The 18,931-nt window shown below is 65.8% G+C and carries 13 protein-coding genes; 12 read left to right on the top strand and 1 reads right to left on the bottom strand.

Going from position 1 to position 18,931, the window contains the following annotated elements; all coding sequences use genetic code 11:
• The 4 genes from OEX18_06780 to OEX18_06765 all read left to right on the top strand — a co-directional run bounded on the left by OEX18_06780 (position 1) and on the right by OEX18_06765 (position 7,211).
• Positions 1-1,512 carry an alkaline phosphatase family protein gene (locus OEX18_06780; GenBank protein MDH4336970.1) on the top strand — a complete coding sequence of 504 codons (1,512 nt, stop codon included), beginning with the start codon at positions 1-3 and terminating at the stop codon, positions 1,510-1,512.
• Entirely contained in the window at positions 1,509-2,666 is a 1,158-nt protein-coding gene (locus OEX18_06775) for a glycosyltransferase family 4 protein (protein ID MDH4336969.1), read from the top strand. The genes OEX18_06780 and OEX18_06775 overlap by 4 nt, the downstream gene beginning before the upstream one ends.
• A 3-nt stretch (positions 2,667-2,669) precedes the next feature.
• Positions 2,670-3,974, top strand: a complete 1,305-nt coding sequence (locus tag OEX18_06770) for a dicarboxylate/amino acid:cation symporter (GenBank protein ID MDH4336968.1) — start codon at positions 2,670-2,672, stop codon at positions 3,972-3,974.
• 150 nt (positions 3,975-4,124) lie between these two features.
• Positions 4,125-7,211, top strand: coding sequence for a T9SS type A sorting domain-containing protein (locus OEX18_06765; GenBank protein ID MDH4336967.1), 3,087 nt, complete (start codon positions 4,125-4,127; stop codon positions 7,209-7,211).
• A 56-nt stretch (positions 7,212-7,267) separates the two neighbouring features.
• Here the strand turns inward: OEX18_06765 and OEX18_06760 are convergent, their stop codons facing one another.
• Entirely contained in the window at positions 7,268-10,021 is a 2,754-nt protein-coding gene (locus OEX18_06760) for a T9SS type A sorting domain-containing protein (protein ID MDH4336966.1), read from the bottom strand.
• Positions 10,022-10,310: 289 nt separating this feature from the next.
• Here OEX18_06760 and OEX18_06755 point away from each other — a divergent pair, with 289 nt between their 5' ends.
• From OEX18_06755 to OEX18_06720, 8 genes are all read left to right on the top strand, one after another.
• The gene (locus OEX18_06755) at positions 10,311-11,261 is read left to right on the top strand and encodes a GDP-mannose 4,6-dehydratase (protein ID MDH4336965.1); all 951 of its coding nucleotides are present in this window, start codon (positions 10,311-10,313) and stop codon (positions 11,259-11,261) included.
• Positions 11,261-12,202 (top strand): GDP-mannose 4,6-dehydratase, encoded by a 942-nt coding sequence (locus OEX18_06750; protein ID MDH4336964.1) that lies wholly within the window; start codon positions 11,261-11,263, stop codon positions 12,200-12,202. The genes OEX18_06755 and OEX18_06750 overlap by 1 nt, the downstream gene beginning before the upstream one ends.
• Positions 12,199-13,512: a UDP-glucose/GDP-mannose dehydrogenase family protein gene (locus OEX18_06745; protein ID MDH4336963.1), complete on the top strand. Its 1,314-nt coding sequence runs from the start codon at positions 12,199-12,201 to the stop codon at positions 13,510-13,512. The genes OEX18_06750 and OEX18_06745 overlap by 4 nt, the downstream gene beginning before the upstream one ends.
• 2 nt (positions 13,513-13,514) lie before the next feature.
• A complete protein-coding gene (locus OEX18_06740) occupies positions 13,515-13,970 on the top strand; it encodes a dTDP-4-dehydrorhamnose 3,5-epimerase family protein (GenBank protein MDH4336962.1) in 456 nt (151 codons plus the stop codon).
• Positions 13,971-13,994: 24 nt separating this feature from the next.
• A complete protein-coding gene (gene rfbB, locus OEX18_06735) occupies positions 13,995-15,026 on the top strand; it encodes a dTDP-glucose 4,6-dehydratase (GenBank protein ID MDH4336961.1) in 1,032 nt (343 codons plus the stop codon).
• Positions 15,023-16,129: a UDP-N-acetylglucosamine 2-epimerase (non-hydrolyzing) gene (gene wecB, locus OEX18_06730; protein ID MDH4336960.1), complete on the top strand. Its 1,107-nt coding sequence runs from the start codon at positions 15,023-15,025 to the stop codon at positions 16,127-16,129. The genes rfbB and wecB overlap by 4 nt, the downstream gene beginning before the upstream one ends.
• The gene (locus tag OEX18_06725; protein MDH4336959.1) at positions 16,116-17,630 is read left to right on the top strand and encodes a flippase; all 1,515 of its coding nucleotides are present in this window, start codon (positions 16,116-16,118) and stop codon (positions 17,628-17,630) included. The genes wecB and OEX18_06725 overlap by 14 nt, the downstream gene beginning before the upstream one ends.
• Positions 17,631-17,745: 115 nt before the next feature.
• Positions 17,746-18,882 carry an undecaprenyl/decaprenyl-phosphate alpha-N-acetylglucosaminyl 1-phosphate transferase gene (locus OEX18_06720; GenBank protein MDH4336958.1) on the top strand — a complete coding sequence of 379 codons (1,137 nt, stop codon included), beginning with the start codon at positions 17,746-17,748 and terminating at the stop codon, positions 18,880-18,882.
• Positions 18,883-18,931: the final 49 nt, after the last annotated feature.

Genomic DNA, 18,931 nt, shown 5'->3' with positions numbered 1-18,931 from the left:
ATGGCCACCCGCATTCTCTTCCTCGGCGCCGATGCGCTGGACAAGGACACCGTCCTCGCCTGGGCGGAAGACGGCACGCTGCCCACGTTCCGCCGCCTGTTGCGCGAGGGTGCCTGGGGGACCACCCACAATCCGCCCGGGCTCTACGTGGGCGCGGTGTGGCCCTCCTTCTGGACGTCGGTGGGTCCCGACCGCCACGCACGCTACTGCTACGAACAACTCCGCCCCGGCTCCTACGAAAAGGTCCGCGTCCATCCCACCGACACGCGTGCACCGGCGTTCTGGGACGCCATCGGTGCCGCGGGAAGGCGTGTGGCGGTGATCGATGTCCCCAAGACGCACGTCGTGGAAGGTCTGAACGGCGTGCATGTAGTCGACTGGGGGACGCACGACCCCGACTTCCAGGGGCCGCTGACCTGGCCCGCCTCTCTCGCCGCGGATCTGGTTTCGCGCCATGGTCGCGACGAGGTGGGGAACTGCAACGTGCACGGTGGCGCGGGTGACTATGAGAAACTGCGCGCGCAGTTGGTCGCGCGCATCGATCGCCGTAAGCGCATGCTGCGGGACATCATGGCGCGGGAAGACTGGGATGCGTTCATCGCCGTGTTCAGCGAGAGCCACTGCGTGGGACACCAGTGCTGGCACCTGCACGACACCGCGCACGTGCGCCACGACGCGGCGCTGGCCGGGCGCATCGGCGACCCGGTGCGCGACGTCTACGTGGCCATCGACGCGGCCATCGGCGAGTTGATCGAAGCCGCCGGGCCGGGAACCGACGTGATCGTGCTCGGCAGCCACGGCATGCGCTCCCACTACGACGCGTCGTTCATGCTGGACGCCATCCTGCGGCGCATCGAACGTCCGGACGCAACCCCGCCTTCGGCGAGGACCGTGTCGCGAGCCAGACGAATCTGGAGCCGCACGCCGAAGGGGCTGCGCGTGCTGCTTTCGCCGCTCAAGGGACCGGCGCGGCAGCGGCTGGGCATCAACGACCTGGCGTCGCGCCGTTTCTTCGCGGTCCCCAACAACGACGCGTACGGTGCCATCCGCATCAACCTGGCGGGACGCGAACCGGCCGGCCGCGTGCAGCCGGGTGCCGCGTTCGAACGCGAGTGCGCGATGCTGGAGGCGGACCTTCGCGCGCTGATCAACGTGGACACCGGTGAGCCGGCTGTGCTTCGCGTGCTGCGTACCCGCGACCTCTACCGCGGGCCCATGCTCAACCATCTGCCGGATCTCATGGTGGAGTGGAACCGCCGTGCGCCCATCACCCGCGTGCACTCCGCGAAAACGGGTGAAGTGACCGGCGAGTACACCAAGTGCCGCACCGGGGACCACGCGCCCACCGGGTTCTTTGCTGCCACCGGCGCGCGCGTGATTCGGGGCCCGTTGCGGGAACCGGTGTCGGTGATGGACTTCGGTCCCACCATCGCGGATCGCCTGGGCGTGACGCTCTCCGATGTCGAGGGCCGCTCGTTCGCGGCGATGGTGTTCGCGGGCGCCGGCAAATGACGATGCGCGTTTCGCTGCTGGTGCCGGGGCTCTCGCGCGGCGGCATGACCCGCGCCTACGTGCTGGCCGGTGCCCTTGGCACCATCGGTGTGCGCGCGGAGATCGTGGGCGCGCTGCCCGCGGGCGATCACGTCTATCCCGACCCGCCCGGCGGCATCGTCATTCGCTCCTTTCCCGAACGATCGTTTGTCGAGCGCGTGCTCGACGCCCGGGAACTCGCCACCGGCGATGTTCTCTACGCGGTCAAGGTGCGCGCCTCGAGCCTGGGCGTGGCGCTCCTGATCCGCCGCGGGCGGCCGCTCATCGTGGATACAGACGACTGGGAAACGGCGTTTCCGCGACCCGCCCGCCCTGGCCCGTGGACGCGCCGCGCGTATCGCCGCTGGCGCCGCGCGCGCAACCCGGATCATCCGCGCTACAGCCGCTGGATGGAGTCGCTGCTGCCGCGCGCCAGCGCTATCACGGCCAACACGCGCTTTCTTGCCGACCGCTACGATGCGGTGCGCGTGCCCAGCGGAAAGGACACGGCACTCTTCGATCCGTCTCGATACGATCCCGACGCAGCGCGCCGCTCGCTCGGGCTCGACGGTTTTCGTGTGATCATGTTTCCCGGAACCGCGCGCGAGCACAAAGGCGTGGAGGACGTGGCAGCGGCGCTCGACCTGCTGGACCGGAAGGACGCGCGTCTCGTGATAGTGGGCGGGCGCGAAGCTGGAGACAGGCTCGCGCACGAAATGGCCGCGCGACATCCGCATCGCGTCATTCGTCTCGGCCAGTTCGGCGCCAATGAAATGCCGCGCGTGATCGCAGCGGCACACGTGGTGGTGGCGCCGCAGCGCGATACCGCGCCGGCGCGCGCGCAGTTCCCCATGAAGCTCACCGACGCCATGGCCATGGCGAAGCCCATCGTTGCCACCCGCGTGGGCGACATTCCTGCGATGCTGGACGGCGCCGCGTGGCTGGTGGCGCCTTCGTCGCCGCGCGAGATCGCAGAGGCGATTGCGGCGGTGTTTGCGGACCCGGGTGAAGCACGACGCCGCGGTGACGAGGCGAGGCGACGCTGCATCGAGCGCGCGAGCCTGGAGTCGATCGGGGCCATACTTGGCGATGTGTTGGATGCTGCGACGGCGCGGGGGACCGCGCGACGCAAGTAGGCGTTGCGCGCGCTCGCGCGCTCGCGTACCCTCGGCCCCACCATGCGCAGAGTCGGCCCCTGGTACCGCCAGCTTCACTGGCAGATCTTCATCGCGATGGCGTTGGGTGCCGCCACTGGTGCCATCGGCGGCGAAACCGTCGTCCCCGCCGTGGGCTGGCTGGGTACGCTGTTCATCCGGCTGCTCAAGATGATCATCGTCCCGTTGATCATCTTTTCCATCATATCCGGGGTATCGTCCGTGGCGGAGAGCGGGCGCCTGGGGCGCCTGTTCGGAAAGACCTTCGGCTATTACATCCTCTCCAGCCTGCTGGCCATCCTCACCGGGCTCGTGCTCGTCAACCTGATCCGCCCCGGCAAGGGTGCCAACCTGGTCGACGTGGCCGCCAGCGAACTCCCTCCGCTGGAAACGCCGAGTTCGGTGCTCGACGTGGTCAACCAGATCATTCCCGAGAATGTGGTCGCCGCACTGGCCAAGCCCGACATGCTCTCGGTGATATTCTTCTGCATCCTCTTCGGCGCCGCCATCGCCGCGCTGCCCGAGTCGCCGCGCCGCGCCATCGCCGGCTTCTTCGACGCGGGCTTCCAGGCCATGATGAAACTCACCGGCTGGATCATCGCCCTGGCGCCGCTGGGTGTGTTCGGGCTGATCACGCGCATGGTGGGAACGACGGGATTCGCCTCGTTCAAGGCGCTGGGCCTGTACATGCTGACCATCGCGCTGGGACTGCTGGTCCACATGTTTGTGATCCTGCCCCTGTTGCTGATCCTGCTGGGGCGCATCAACCCGCGCGTGCACTTCCGCAACATGCTGGAGCCGCTGGCGGTGGCGTTTTCCACCGCGTCGTCCGGCGCCACCCTGCCGGTGACGCTGCGCACCGTGGAGGAGAAGGTGGGCGTGTCCAACCGCATCTCCTCCTTCGTTCTGCCCATGGGGGCTACCGTCAACATGGACGGCACCGCGCTCTATGAGTGCGCCGGTGTGTTGTTCATCTCCCAGGTGCTGGGCTTCGACCTGGGCATCCAGCAACAGATGGTGGTGGTGCTGACCGCCCTGCTCGCCTCGATCGGCGCCGCGGCGGTGCCCTCGGCGGGACTGGTGATCATCTTCCTGGTGCTCGAGTCGGTGGGGCTGCGCGGCCCCGAAGTCAACGCCATCGTGGGCGCCATGCTGGCCATCGACCGTCCGCTGGACATGTTCCGCACCTCGGTGAATGTATTCAGCGACTCCTGCGGGGCGGCCATCATCGCCCGCAGCGAGGGGGAGGACGGGGTGGACGCCGAGGTGCGCGCGGTGCCCGTGGCCTGATCCCCCGGCAAAATGGGGTCGACAGCCCGCCGGCCCGGGTGTTAATCTTCTCTTGTACGCCGCCGCTTATCTGGGCAAGGGCGCCGGCACTTCAGCAGGCCAGCCAGCCGACCAACCAACAGAGTCGCCGACCGGAGAGGAGGAGTTGTAATGACTCCCCGTTCTTGCGCGTTCATGGCTGTGGTGCTCATGGCGGGCACCCTCACTTCATGGCCGTTCGTTTCCGCCGCGCGCGAACCCGCGCGTGGCCTCAAACAGACGCCCCAGTTCACCGAATGGACGCGTCCCGCGTCCGACAACGCCGACTCTAACAGCCGGCGCCTCTCCGGCGCCTCCGCGGACACGCTCGTGCTCGGCTCGTGGAACTTCAACGGCTCGGGTCTGTGCACCAGTCAGGGCTGGGTCAAGGTGGACGTCACCAGCTCGAGCAGCATCATGACCCACGTGGACGACTTCGCCGGGCTGGGCAACGGCGCCTTCGGCCGCCTGCACGCCATCCGGGGCAGCCGCTCCATGTGGTGCGGGCTCCGTCCCGACGACCCTGGCGTGTGCGGCTATGCAGCCCTGCCGGGATACGGCAACAACATGAGCCAGACGCTCACGGTGAGGAACTGTCTCTATCCCACCGGCGACGTGGTATTCGACTACTGGCTCACCTGGGATGTCGAACCGTCGTATGACTTCGTCACCATCGAAATCGACCACTGCGACGACGACTGGAACGCCTTCCCGGCGGGTTCCTCGGGTTGCGGCTACTACGGCGGCACCTGCAGCGGCTTCACCTGGGCCGGCGTGGACTCGCTGGTCTCGCTCACCATTCCCGCCGCGGATCATCAGGGGCAGTTCCGCGTTCGCATTCATGCATCTTCGGATGGTGCGTGGTCCGACGAGGACGGGATGTGGAACACGGACGGCGCGTACGTCACCGACGACCTGCTCATCACCGACGCCAACGGCGTGGTGGTGCCGCTGGAGGACTTCGAGAGTGCGCCGCTGGGCGCCACCGAGGTGGCGGACTGGGTGGCGGGGACGCCGGATGGCTACGGCACGTACGCCGCGGTGATACCCGGTGTATCCACGCTGCAGCTCGGCAACTGCTCCAGCAACGTCAGCTGTCTGTGGGCGTTCTACTCCGGGTCGACGTACAGCTACGCCTGCGGCGGGTACCCCGCGCAGCCGGTGGTGCCCTTCGGCAACGCGGCCGGGCAGTACCTCAACAACGAGTTGTGGTCCCCGTGGATCGAGAACCTGGGAAGCGGCAACGAGTACCTCTTTGAGTTCGACGTGATGCGAGACCTGCCGCTCGACAACCTGGTGTTCTTCGTGTGGCACATCCGCAGCCGGGTGGGCAACTGCCCGGGCCAGTGGCAGGACTTCAACTTCCTCTACTACGGCGCCCAGCGCGACTGGGAACGCCAGCAGTTCCCGGTGGGAACCCTGGTGGAGCCCGGTGCCACGCACCTTCAGCTCGCGTTTGGTGTGGTGGACATGTGCAGCTTCTGGTGCGGGTATATTGGCAGCGGCGCGTGTCATAGCAACGGACCACTGTTCGACAACCCGCGCCTGTTGCGCGTGGACCTGACGGGACCGCGCTGGGACATCCGCGACATCGACCAGTTCCAGGACAGCTTTGCGGGAGACGGGACGCTCACCGGTACGGTGCGCGCGGACATGGCCCGCGACCTCCTGCCATCGTATGTCTCCAACATCATTCCCGGAGACTCGGCGGTGGTGCTGGTGGCCGACCCCGAGGCCGACCTGGCCGTGGACGCGATGTTCGGGAGCGCGGCCGTGTACCTCTACGTGTCGGTGTGGCCGCAGGGCCAGCCGGGCAAGAGCGGCATTGGCCTCGAGGCACCCGAGACGCGCAACGGCAGCGTGCGCTACCCGGTGGTGGGAACCTGGACCGACGCGTCCGGCATTGAGTGGACGTGCATCCGCGCCGACACCGCGGGCACCGGCGGTGGCTACTACATACCGCTGGACCGCTACTGCTTCGATATGAAGGACGACCTGTTCACGCCGGGTGACACCATCTGCTTCTTCTACGCGGCGAGGAACGTGAACAGCGAGGAGTCGTACGCCTTCGGTTCCAGTCTGGCGCGCCATGGCAACGACCGCGAAGCCGCGGCGGCCGACCCCTCGGAGTTCACCTGCCTGCCGGCGGGCGGCTACAACCGTGGCGGAGATATCCTCTACGTGGATGGCATGGATGGCCGCGGATCGCAGCCCTACTGGGACATTGCGCTTGCGTCCCTGGGGCTGCTGGAGAAGGTGGACCGCTACGACGTGCGCGGGCCGTCGTCATCGGTGGGCAACCGGCCCGCCGGCCGCGTGACGGATCCCTACACGCAGATCCTGGGCGTGTATCGCTCGATTCTGTGGGATTGCGGCCCGCTCGTCACCACGCTCGGGGACGGAAGCGGCAACCCGCAGAAGACCGACGACTACGGGCTGCTCAACACGTTCCTCAACAACCTGTCGAACCCCGGCGGTGTTCTGCTGATGGGGGACGACGTGCCCCAGCGGTTGACCGCCGGCAGCACCAGCGCGGTGACGTTCCGCAGCAGCTACATTCCGTTCTCGCTCACGAGCGCCGATCACTCGCAGACCTTCGGTCTGTCGCCCGCACTGCAACCGGTCAATGGCGGTTGTTACGACGACAGCTTCGTGCTGGCCGGTGCGTGTCCGGTGCGGCGCGACTTCGACGTGCTCACGCCCTCGGGCGCGACCACCATGGAGATGGCGTATGGGACCCCGGCCACGACCAACGGCGCGGTGATCGGCAAGACCACCAACAACGGCAGTTCGCTGGTGAACGTGTTGCTGGCCGGCTTCGGGTTCGATGCGACGCGTGACGACGACGTCAACGGCGTCTCCGACCGGGCCCAGTTCCTGGCCAGCTCGCTGGCATGGCTGGGCACGGGCACGAACCAGCCGACGCGGGTGGGTTCGGCGGCGGTAAACAGCCTCGCGCAGAACTACCCCAACCCGTTCAACCCGCAGACCACCATTGCGTTCTCGCTCAAGAGCCGCGGTGTGGTGACGCTCGCCATTTACAACGTGGCGGGCGAGCGGGTGCGCACGCTGGCGAACGAAGAGTTCGCGGCGGGTGGTCACACCAGGGTCTGGGATGGCCGCAACGACTCCGGTGCGCTGGTTTCCAGTGGTATCTACTTCTACCGCCTGACGGCGCCGGGTTTCTCGCAGACGCGCAAGATGGTCCTGCTCAAATAAGAGGATTCAGGCGTGGCGTGCGGGCCGTCGTGCAAAACGGCGGTTCCGCACGCGCGTCATTTCACGAGGACCATTTTCCTGGTGATGGTGGTTCCAAAGCCGGCCATCCGGTAGAAATATACGCCCGAGGTGCAAGGAGCGCCGCGGTCATTGCGTCCGTCCCACTCCAGTGCGGTGACGCCGGCGTCGACGGATTCGTCAGCAAGCGTTCGCACGTGCGCACCGCTGGCGTCGTAGATGACGATGGATACATGTCCCGCCGCAGGCGCGAGAAAGCGAATGGTCGTGGTAGGGTTGAACGGGTTGGGCGCGTTCTGCGAGAGCGCGGGTGTCGTGGGTGCGCGGGCGCTCACCACCGGCCCCACGCCGGACCGGGCTCCGTATAAGAGCAGCAACCGGTAGTCGTACGCGCGGCCCGGCTCCACGTCGATATCACGAAAACTCGTCGTTCCTGGAGACATTACCGAGTCGACACTCGCCGGTGCAAAGACGCCAGTACCGCCGGGGCGGCGTTGCAGCGTCAGTCCGCTGAGGTTGGAAAGATCGTCGAGGGCCCAGGAGACGTCGATGGACGCCTCCTCCGCATGGGCGACCATCCCGGAGACGTTGGCGGTAAGGAACACGGTGACGCTGTCCACCAGCGACTCGCGCGCCTGGGTCAAGACTTCCACCACGCGATAGTGGACGAGATCACCATTGACGGGTTCGTCATCGGTGTAGGCGGAGTTGTAGGGAGGAATGCCGGACTCGAAGATCGTCTCAAATTGACCGGTGGGAAGGTAGCGGCGCTGCACGCGCAGGCCCAGCTGGTCCGGGCAGCCGGCCATGGACCATTTCATGTGGATGCCGGCTTCGATGACGGAGAACGTAACTGAGCTGCTTCCGCACAACTGCCACTCGCGCGAAACGAGCATATCGTGCAGGAAGTCGGCGCGGTCCATGTGCCCGTTGTTGTCGTCGTCGCGCATGAATTCCAGCCCGAATCCCGCCAGCACTACCCAACTGTCCTGCGTGAACTGACTGACGACGGCGCTGTTGCTTCCGGTTGGGGCTCCGTAGGTGATCTCGCTGCGCGCAGTTCCGGCGGGCTCCATCACGTCGAACTGGTTTACCAACGGACAGCCGCCGTAGATGATGAAGCTGCTGTCGGTTGTGAAGGAACTGCCCGCATCCGACTTGGCCAACGGAGAGATGCCCATCTGCGGCCGGTGATTGCCCGTGACCAGACGATAGCCGATGTACTGCCGCAGTTCCTGTATGGCCGTCGATTGCAGGCGGTCGAGTTCGAGCGGAAGGTTGTCGCCGTTCAGATAAACGAATCCCCACGGCACCTTGTGCGCCAGGTATTCCACCAGCATCTGCGCGTCGGGCGACTTCTCCGGAGCGCCGCTGCCGTCGCCGATCAGCCCGTGGCCGAGATTGCCTGAACTCCAGATGATGGAGTCGTACGGGCCCGTGAGTTGTGTTGCGATGTTGCGAACGCGCGAACCCGGGCCGTTGCCCACCAGTTCGTCGGGGGCGCGCACGTCGTAACGGTCCACCTCGTCAGCAATGCCGGTTGCCTGAAACGCAGTCTCGAAGTAGCTCTGCGCACCAAAGCCGTCGGCATCGTCGACGTAGAGAATGCTGCGTTGTAACAGTCCGTAAACGGGCAGACACGTCATCTCCATCGGATAGGAGATGGGGTCGCTCTCGCTGAACTCCGACCAGTACGTGGTGCGCCCCAGTGCGTCGCGCGCGGAGAAGTAGAAGTCGATCTGTTCGCCGGGGACGTAAAGCGCGTCGTCGAGGTCCACGCAGAAGCCACCGGCGTTGGTGCCGCTCGTCGTGCGCACACTGTCGAAGCGCAGCACCGTCCAGCCGCCGCCGGTGGACACCAGGGGCCAGCGCGCCACATCGCCGGATATGACCGCGCCGCTCTTGGTGGCGGATACATCGCGTACGTGAAGATACACCGCCGGCCCGCTGGACGGGTCTCCGTGCACATGATTGTCCAGTCCGACCGTTGGTTCGTTCACGCTAACGACAAGCGAATCGCCCGTGCGGATGGTAGCGACGTCGCGCGGGTTGATGTCGCGCGCCATGTCGACGCGCACCGTGCCGGTGAGCGTGCCGTCTTCGGCGAACGCGTCCTGGAAGAGATCCGCGGGATCGACGAACCAAAGCGGTCCGTTGGTATCGACGCGGTACAGCTTCACCCCGTCGAAGAGCGGTGTGTGGCTGTGGCACAGACCACTCCCCAGCACACCACCCCAAGCCCCCGCCATGTCGACTACGCCCAGCGCAATCTGCACGCTGTCCGCGCCGGGATCGACGAACGCGCCGATGGACTCGCGCTGGATGAACCAGTCGCTTCCGCCGTCGTTGGTAGCGATGGGCGCGTAGAAGAGTTGTGTGCTGCCCCGCCACGGGCCGGGAATCGAACCGGTGAAGGAACGCACTCGCCACGTGTAGAAGACGAGCCCGTCGAGATCCATCTCCCGGTACACCGCGAACTCCAGGCCGATGTGTGAGCCGGTACCGGCCAGTGCGACCACAGGCGACTGGATCTCGTTCCAGATGTACCCCGTCGCCGGGTTTCCGAGCGGAATTGCCGGCTGCACTGGAAACCCGCCACACGCAAAGTTGTCCGCCGACCCCGCGGTGAAACTCCACGCGCACAGAAGGTCCTTGGCGCATGGGTCCTGCTGCAGGATAGCGAGGCCGGGACCAAGGGTGGCGAAGTCACCAAAGCCACCCGTCAGGTCGACGGACACCCAGCCCTGGGCGGTGCACGACGGACCGGACTCGAACGTCCACGCCCCGAGCATGGTCGTGCCCGCGGATGCGCTGTGGAATACGTGAAGGCGGGCGTCGAATGACGGACCACGCGCGATTCGGGGGGTTCCGTCGGTGGGTTGGGAATTCACCGCTGAGGCGGCGAACAGGCATGCGAGCGCCACCACGGCCGGTGGGAAACGTCTCTGCCGTCGGGGGAGCATTGCCCCATATTGTACCACGCGGCGCAGGGCTCCACCCCTCAAACCCTTTGACCCGGGCCCCCGCTTGCCGTACCCTTGAGGGTCACGGCTGCGGCCGATCTCTCGAAAGGACCCCGACTTGCGCGTATTGATCACCGGCATCACCGGCTTCGCAGGAAGCCACCTGGCCGACTTCTGCCTGGCCCGCGGCGGCGTGGACGTCCACGGCATCATTCGCTGGCGCAGCCGCACCGAAAACATCGAGCACCTCGGCGGCAAGATCACGCTGCACGAGTGCGACCTGCGCGACGCCACCTCCACGCGCGACGTCATCGAAGACGTCGCGCCGGACTACATCTTCCACCTCGCCGCACAGAGCTTCGTACCCACGTCGTGGAAGGCACCCAGCGAAAGCCTCACCACCAACATCATCGGTCAGCTCAACATCTTCGAGGCGGTTCGCAAGATCGGACTCAAGTGCCGTATCCAGCTGGCGTGTTCCAGCGAGGAATACGGCCTGGTGCACGAGGACGAGGTGCCCATCAAGGAAACCAACCCGTTGCGCCCGCTCTCGCCCTATGGTGTGAGCAAGGTGGCGCAGGATCTCCTAGGTTACCAGTATTTCATGAGCTACGGCATGGACGTGGTGCGCACCCGTGGCTTCAACCACGAGGGGCCGCGGCGCGCGTCGGTGTTCGTGATGAGCGACTTCGCCAAGCAGATCGTCGACATCGAGCGTGGCCTGCGCAAGCCGGTGGTGGAGGTTGGCAACCTGGAGGCCAAGCGCGACTTCACCGACGTGCGCGACATGGTCAGGGCGTACTGGCTCGCGCTAGAGAAGGGCAAGCCGGGCGAGGTGTACAACATCTGCCAGGAGAAGTGCTGGTCCATCCAGGAAACCCTGGACGCGCTGCTCGCGCTGACCGACGCAAGAATCGAAGTCAAGCTGGACAAGAGCCGCATGCGCCCGTCCGACGTGATGTTGCTGCTGGGTGACTGCTCGAAGTTCCGGGCGGACACGGGTTGGAAGCCGGAAATACCATTTGAACAGACGCTGCGCGACACGCTGGAATACTGGCGCTCGCGATAATGGAGAAAGCCCTCGTCACAGGCTGTAACGGATTCGTCGGTCGCGCGCTGGTCGCGCGGCTGGCCGCGGCCGGCTACGACGTGTGGGGGGCGGACCGGTTGGCCGCGGCGGGGGACTTCGATGGCGCGCAGTGTCTGGTTGGTGACCTGTGCGACGAGGCCTTCGTGGAGGACGTGCTGGGACGATCCGATCCCGCGTGTATCGCCCACCTCGCCGGGCAGGCGAGCGTGCGCGTATCGTTTGACGATCCCGCGCAAACCCTGTCCGACAACACGCGCCCGGCGCTTAACATCATGAACCTGCTGCGGCGGCGCAGGTCGCCCGCGCGAATCCTGCTCGTCGGTTCCGCGGACGAGTATGGCACGGTGCACCCGTCGCAACTCCCGCTGGTGGAGACGACGCCGGTGAACCCGCAGAGCCCCTACGCGCTCGCCAAGGCCATCCAGAACCAGACCGGGGCGATGTTCGCCCGGCTCTATTCGGTGGACGCGGTGATGACGCGCAGTTTCAATCATACCGGGCCCGGCCAGCGCGACGCGTTCGTGCTGTCCAGTTTCGCCCGCCAGGTGGCGGCCATCCGGCGTGGAACGCGCAGCGAGACCATCGAGGTGGGAAACCTGGACGTGAAGCGGGATTTTCTGGACGTGCGCGACGTGTGCGACGCGTACGTCGTGCTGTTGAAGAAGGGCCGCAGCGGCGAGACCTACAACGTGTGCAGCGGCCGCTCGTACCGAATCGGCGACATGCTGCGCCAGATGTGCGACATCGCCAACGTGGACGTCACCATGCGCGTGGACGCGTCGCGTCTGCGCCCGGTGGACATGCCGGACCTGCGCGGCGACCCGGGCAAGATACACAGCCACACCGGGTGGAGCGCAAGACTGCCCATCGCAGAGACGCTCGCGTCGCTGCTGGACTACTGGGATAAGGAAGACGCATGACCAAAATCTGCATGATCGGAACCGGCTACGTGGGTCTGGTGAGCGGCGCGTGCCTGGCGGACTTCGGGCATCACGTGACCTGTGTGGACATCGACGCCGGGCGCATCGCCGCACTGGGACGCGGTGAGATACCCATTTACGAACCGGGGCTCAAGGATGTGGTCTCGAACAACGTCGCGGGCGAGCGCCTGTTCTTCACCACCGACCTCGCCGCCGCGGTGCGCGACGCCGAGGTGGTGTTCATCGCCGTGGGCACGCCCGCGCAGGAAGACGGCGGTACCGACCTGAAATTCGTGTTCGACGCGGCGCGCGACGTGGCGAAGCACCTCTCGGGCTACACGGTGGTGGTGCAGAAGAGCACCTCGCCCGCCGGTACCGCGCGCAGGATCGCGGCGGTGATCGAGGAGAACAAGCCCAAGGGCGCCGAGTACGACATCGTTTCCAACCCGGAGTTCCTGCGCGAGGGTTCCGCGGTGGACGACTTCCGTCGGCCCGACCGCGTGGTGGTGGGTGTCGAGAGCGACCGCGCGCGCGAGTTGATGAAGCAGGTGTACCGGCCGCTCTACCTGCTGGAGACGCCCATCGTCTCCACCACCCTGGAGAGCGCGGAGATGATCAAGTACGCCTCCAACTCGTTTCTGGCCACCAAGATATCATTCATCAACGAGATGGCGCGCATCTGCGAACTGGTGGGCGCCAACGTCGATGAAGTGGCCAAGGGCATGGGGCTCGACGGCCGCATCGGCAGAAAGTTTCTCCACGCCGGCATCGGCTACGGGGGCTCGTGCCTGCCCAAGGACGTGTCGTCGCTGATCCACGTGGCCAACCAGCACGGATTCGCCGCGCCGCTCATCTCGGCCGCGCACGCCATCAATCATGAGCTCACCGGCCGCGCCATGGAGAAGCTGGTGGGGGCCACCGGCGACGTGGAGGGAAAGACGATTGGTCTGCTGGGCCTGGCCTTCAAGCCCAACACCGACGATCTGCGCGAAGCGCCCGCCATACGGCTGATCCACGACCTGCTCGCGCGCGGCGCGCGGGTGCGCGTGTTCGACCCGGTGGCGATGGAGAACTTCAAGAAAGTGGTGGAGGCGCCGGTGGAGTACGGCAAGAATGCCTACGACACCGCCACCGGCTGCGACGCGCTCGTCCTGGTAACCGAGTGGAACCAGTTCCGCGAGCTGGACTTCCCGCGCCTCAAGGGCGCCATGCGCGGCAATGTGTTCGTGGACTGCCGGAACGTCTACACGCGCGAGCGCGTTGAAGGACAGGGTTTCGTGTACGAATCGTTCGGAAGGGGACGAAAGTGAAACTGATAGACGGTGTCCGCATCAAGCAGCTCAAGGTCATCCCCGACGAGCGTGGTTTCCTGATGGAGATGCTGCGCTCCGATGACGAGATCTTCCAGAAGTTCGGGCAGGCCTATCTCACCGTTGCCTACCCGGGCGTGGTCAAGGGCTGGCACTACCACAAGAAGCAGACCGACCATTTCGTGTGCGTCAACGGCATGCTCAAGGTGGTGCTGTACGACGGCCGCGAGAAGTCGTCCACGCACGGGCTGGTGAACGAGTTCTTCCTGGGCGAGCGCAACCCCATCCTGCTGGTGATTCCGCCCCTGGTGCTGCACGGCATGAAGGGCATCGGCACCACGCCGGGGTTCCTGGTCAACATCCCCACCGAGCCCTACAACTACAAGGAGCCGGACGAGTTCCGCGTGCATCCGCACGACAACGACATCCCCTACGACTGGGACCGCAAGGACGGCTGACGCCCCGCGTCGGCGGAGAACACCATGGCGTTCAAATCCATTCTCGTCACCGGTGGCGCCGGTTTCATTGGTTCCAACTTCGTGCGCATGATGGCCGCGGAGCATCCTTCGTGCGCCATCACCGTGCTCGATGCGCTCACCTACGCCGGCAACATGGAGAACATCGGCGACCTGGTGGACAAGGGGCGGGTGCGCTTCGTGAAGGGCAACATCTGCGACCCCGCCGTGGTGCGCGAGGCCATGGCCGGCGCCGAGGTGGTGTTTAACTTCGCCGCGGAGACGCACGTGGACCGTTCCATCGAGGAGGCGGCCAGCTTCATCGAGACCGACATCCAGGGCACGTACAACCTGTTGAACTTCGCGCGCGAATTCAAGGCGAAGCGCTACGTGCAGATCTCCACCGACGAGGTGTACGGCTCCAGCGAAGGCGAGGGCTTCACCGAGGAATCGCCGCTCAAGCCCGGCAACCCGTACAGCGCCAGCAAGTGCGGCGGCGACCTCATGTGCCTGGCTTTTGCCAACACGTACAAGCTGCCGCTGGTGATCACGCGCAGCTCCAACAACTTCGGGCCCTACCAGCACGTGGAGAAGTTCATTCCCCTCTTCACCACCAACGCCATGGAGGGCAAGGAACTTCCCCTGTACGGAGACGGCATGCACATGCGCGACTGGCTGTTCGTGGAGGACAACTGCCGCGGCATCGCTCTGGTGGCCGAGAAGGGCAACGACGGCGAGGTGTACAACATCGCGGTGGGGAACTCGCAGCCCAACCTGCGCATCGCGGAGCTGATCATCAAGCACGTGGGTGACACCGGGTCGAAGATCGTGTTCATCGAGGACCGCAAGGGGCACGACCGCATGTACAAGCTGGCCGCGGACAAGGTGCGCGCGCTGGGCTGGAAACCGCAAACCGACTTCGCCGACGCCATGCAGCAGACGGTGCGCTGGTACGTGGAGAACCGCGGCTGGTGGGAGCGCGTCAAGAGCGGCGCCTTTCGCGAGTACTACCAGAAGCACTACGGTGAACGGCTCGCGAAGGGAAAGGCCCGTTCGTGACCCGCAAGCCCAACATCCTCCTGGTTGCCGCCGCGCGGCCCAACTTCATGAAGGTGGCGCCGGTGTGGCGCGCGCTCGACGCCACCGGCCGCTTCAAGCTCACCCTGGTCCACACCGGGCAGCACTACGACGAGAACATGTCGAAGGTCTTCTTCGACGACCTCGGCCTGCCCAAGCCCGACGCGCACCTCGGCGTTGGCTCCGGCACCCACGCGGAACAGACCGCGCGCGTCATGCTTGCCTTCGAGCCGGCGCTGGTCGCCGCCGACGCGGACCTGGTGCTGGTGGTGGGTGACGTCAACTCCACGATCGCCTGTGCACTGGTGGCGTCCAAGCGCGGCGTGCCGGTGGCGCATGTGGAGGCGGGCCTTCGCAGCTTCGACCGCGAAATGCCCGAGGAGATCAATCGCATGCTGACCGACGCCATCAGCGACCTCCTCTTCATCACCTCCCCCGAGGCGCGCGACAACCTCCTGCGCGAGGGCATCGAAGCAAGGAAGATTCACTTCACCGGCAACGTCATGATCGACAGCCTGCGCGCCTCCGAGCACGTCGCGGAGAAATCCACCGTGCTGGAGACCCTGGGCCTGGAGCCGGGCGGCTACGGTCTGGTGACACTGCACCGGCCGTCCAACGTGGACGACATGGTGCAGCTAACCCGCCTGCTGGACGCGCTTTGCGAGGTCGGGCAGGATTGCCCGCTGGTGTTTCCGGTGCACCCGCGCACCCGCCAGGCCATCGAACGGGCGCGCTACCAGATCAAAGGCGACGCCGTGCGCCTGATCGAACCAGTGGGGTATCTGGACTTCCTCAAGCTGATGAAGTATAGTTCTCTTGTTCTCACCGATTCTGGAGGTATCCAGGAAGAAACGACTGCTCTCGGAATCCCCTGCCTGACGATCCGTGAAAATACTGAACGGCCCGTGACCGTAACGGTCGGGACCAATCGTCTGGTCGGGACCGACACCGCGCGAATTGTGGCCGAGGCACGGGATGTGCTTCGGCATGATGTCAGGGAAGCGCGGATTCCGGACCTGTGGGACGGAAAGTCGGCCCCGCGAATCGCGCAGGTGATCGTCCGTTTTTTTGATGAGCAGCCGTAACAACTGGTCATTTCAGAATACCGCGGTGGGGCACAGCTTCGCCTGGAGCGTCGCTTTGTCGCTCCTGCCCGTCTTCGCCGCCTTCGCCACTTCCTGGATCATCGCGCGCTTCTCCGGCCCCGCCGTGTGGGGTTCCGTGTCCTGGGCCATGGCCTTCGCCACCCAGGTGCTCATCGTTGCCAAACTGGGCCTGGACCTGGGCGCATCGCGCCTGGCCAGCGAGTACGGCGTCTCGCGGCCCGGCGCACTGCGCACGCTGCTCTCCACCGGTTCCAACCTGCGTCTGGCTCTGGCGCTGCCCACGGCACTCGTCACCTACCTGCTCGCCCCCAGTATAGCGGGTTGGTTCCACAACGAGGCGCTGCTGTGGCCGGTGCGGATCGCCGCCGGCATCGTCTTCTGCGCGAGCATCTACGAGTTCCAGGAACAGTTCCTCATCGGGCTGAACCGCCACGCCACCGTGTCGCGCGTTCGTGCCACCATGCTGACCATACGCGTCATTGCCACCGCGGGCGTGGTGGCCGCGGGGCTGGGCGTGGTGGCGATCCTGCTGGGGTACATCGCCGCGTGGCTGGTGGGTATCGTCGCCTTCTCGTTGCTGCTGCGCCGCTTTCTCCCCGACGCGGCACCGGATTCCGGGGACCACGCCGCCATCCGCCGCCGCCTGCTGGCCATGAGCATACCGCTCGCCGTCAGCACCGCGTCGGTGACGATCTACTCGCAGATGGACAAACTCGTGCTGGGCTACTTTGATCCGCTGGAAGAGGTGGGGCAGTATTCCATTGCCCGCGCGGTGATGGAGGTGTCGCTGTTTCCGGCATTCGCGATGGTAACCACGCTGCGCCCCGCGCTCGCCTCGCGTTTTTCGCGCGGGGAAATGGCGGAGTGCGCGTCGCTCATCCGCCGCGCGCTGCGGCTGTCACTGGTGGCGGGTGTGCTGTTTGGTTCGGTGTTCGTGGCCATGGCGGTTCCGTTGCTGACGCTGGTGTACACCGACCAGTACGCATACGCCGGGGGGCTGATGGCGATGTTCGCGTGGGTGGTCATCATCCGCAGCCTGGGCGCCCTGGTGTTGCCGGCGTTGCTTGCGGCGGAAAAGATCCGCACCTACGCCTGGCTGACGGCTGGCGCGGCGGTGCTGAACTTCGCCCTGAACGTGATCCTCATCCCCACCATGCACTCGCGGGGCGCCATTCTGGCCACCATCATCTCCTACGGGCTCCTGCTGGTATTCGGGATGCGCGAGGTTTTCGGGGTTTTCGGCGTCCGCATGAGCGCCCGGGCGGTGTGGCTGGCGATTCGCACGCTTCTTGCAGGGACGGTGGTTGCCGCCGCGCTCTGGCTGGTATTTCGCCGCATTGGATCGGATTCGGGCGTTGCGACGGTCGTGCTGGCCGCCGTGCACGTACTGCTGTACGGGTTGCTGGTTCTGGCGTTCCGGGTGATACGGCCCGGCGAGATCCGGCCCCTGTTTGGTAACTTATTGAAAATAAAAGGCTAGTGAAGAATCTCTCGGCTTGACATGCTTTCGGGGAGGCCCCTACCCTGACGGCGGTCATGGCCGCATGACCGGGGAGGCCCCGCAGGGCGGGACCCGCATTTCAGGAGGCTCATCGTTGTCCGGCATTACCTTCGGCCTTGCTGACCTGTTGGTGTTTGCAACCGCGCTTGCAGTGAGCGTCATTGCGACGCCGGCCGTTCGTTCGCTCGCGGTCCGCTGGCGGATCGGTAACAAGCCGAACGGGCGCGCCATCAACCGCAACGCCATTCCCCATCTGGGTGGCATCGCGCTCTTCCTCGGCGTCGCCGCGGCGATGGCATTCTCCCTGCTGCGCGAATCGTCGATGACCGTCACGGTCGCGTTGCTCCTGCGGGCGATCCCCGCGGTGCTGCTTATTGTGGTGCTCGGCCTGGTGGACGACACCCGCAGTCTCCCCGCACGCCGCAAACTTGCCTTTCAACTCCTCGCCTCCGCATCGGTGGTGGCGGTTGGTTTCCGGATCTTCACCGGAATGTGGGTGTTCGACGCGTCCGGCGTAGCGCTCGCCATGGTCTCGCTGGTTTTCGTGGTGGGCATGCTCAGTTCCGTCAACCTGGTGGACGGGCACGACGGTCTCGCCGCGGGTGTGGCCATGCTCTCCGCCGCCGCGTTCGCCGTCATCGCGGCCATGCTCGGCATGTCGGAGGTGCTCGCGCTCTCGCTGGCCATGTGCGGGGCGTGCCTGGGCTTCCTGGTGTTCAATTTTCCTCCCGGCCGCATCTACATGGGTGATACCGGCAGCATGCTGCTCGGACTTCTGCTGTCGCTGGGCGCGTGCCTGATCACCATGCGTGCCCCCAGCGTGAATACCTTCGCGGCGGTGTGTATGGCGCTGGGCGTGCCTCTGCTGGATACGATGCTGGCCATCGCACGCCGCATCGTACTGCGCTCGCCCCTGTTCGGCGCGGATACACTACATATGCACCACGTGTTGCGCGACGCAGGGCTCTCGCCCCGCCGGACGCTGGTGGTGCTGTACGGCATGCAGGCGTTCTTCTCCCTGCTCGCCGTCGGCGCGGCCATGGGATGGGTGCTTCCGGTTGTCGTCGGCCTCGGTTTCGTAACGGTTGCGTTTGTCTCCTTCCTGCGCATGATGGTGGAGGGGCGCGAGACCGCGGAGACGGTGCCGCACCACGGCATCGCCAAGACGATCCCGTTTCAGTCCTCCTTCACCGCCAACATCCCCGAGCGCAGAACCTCCGTCGGTCCGTAACGCCGTTGACGGTCCCGCGAGGGCTGTGGTATCGTTCCGCCCACGCTGG

Source organism: Candidatus Krumholzibacteriia bacterium, from assembly GCA_029865265.1.
Taxonomy (GTDB): Bacteria; Krumholzibacteriota; Krumholzibacteriia; order WVZY01; family JAKEHA01; genus JAKEHA01.
Note: the sequence above shows the minus strand (reverse complement) of the source record. Positions and strands in the feature narration are given on the sequence as shown.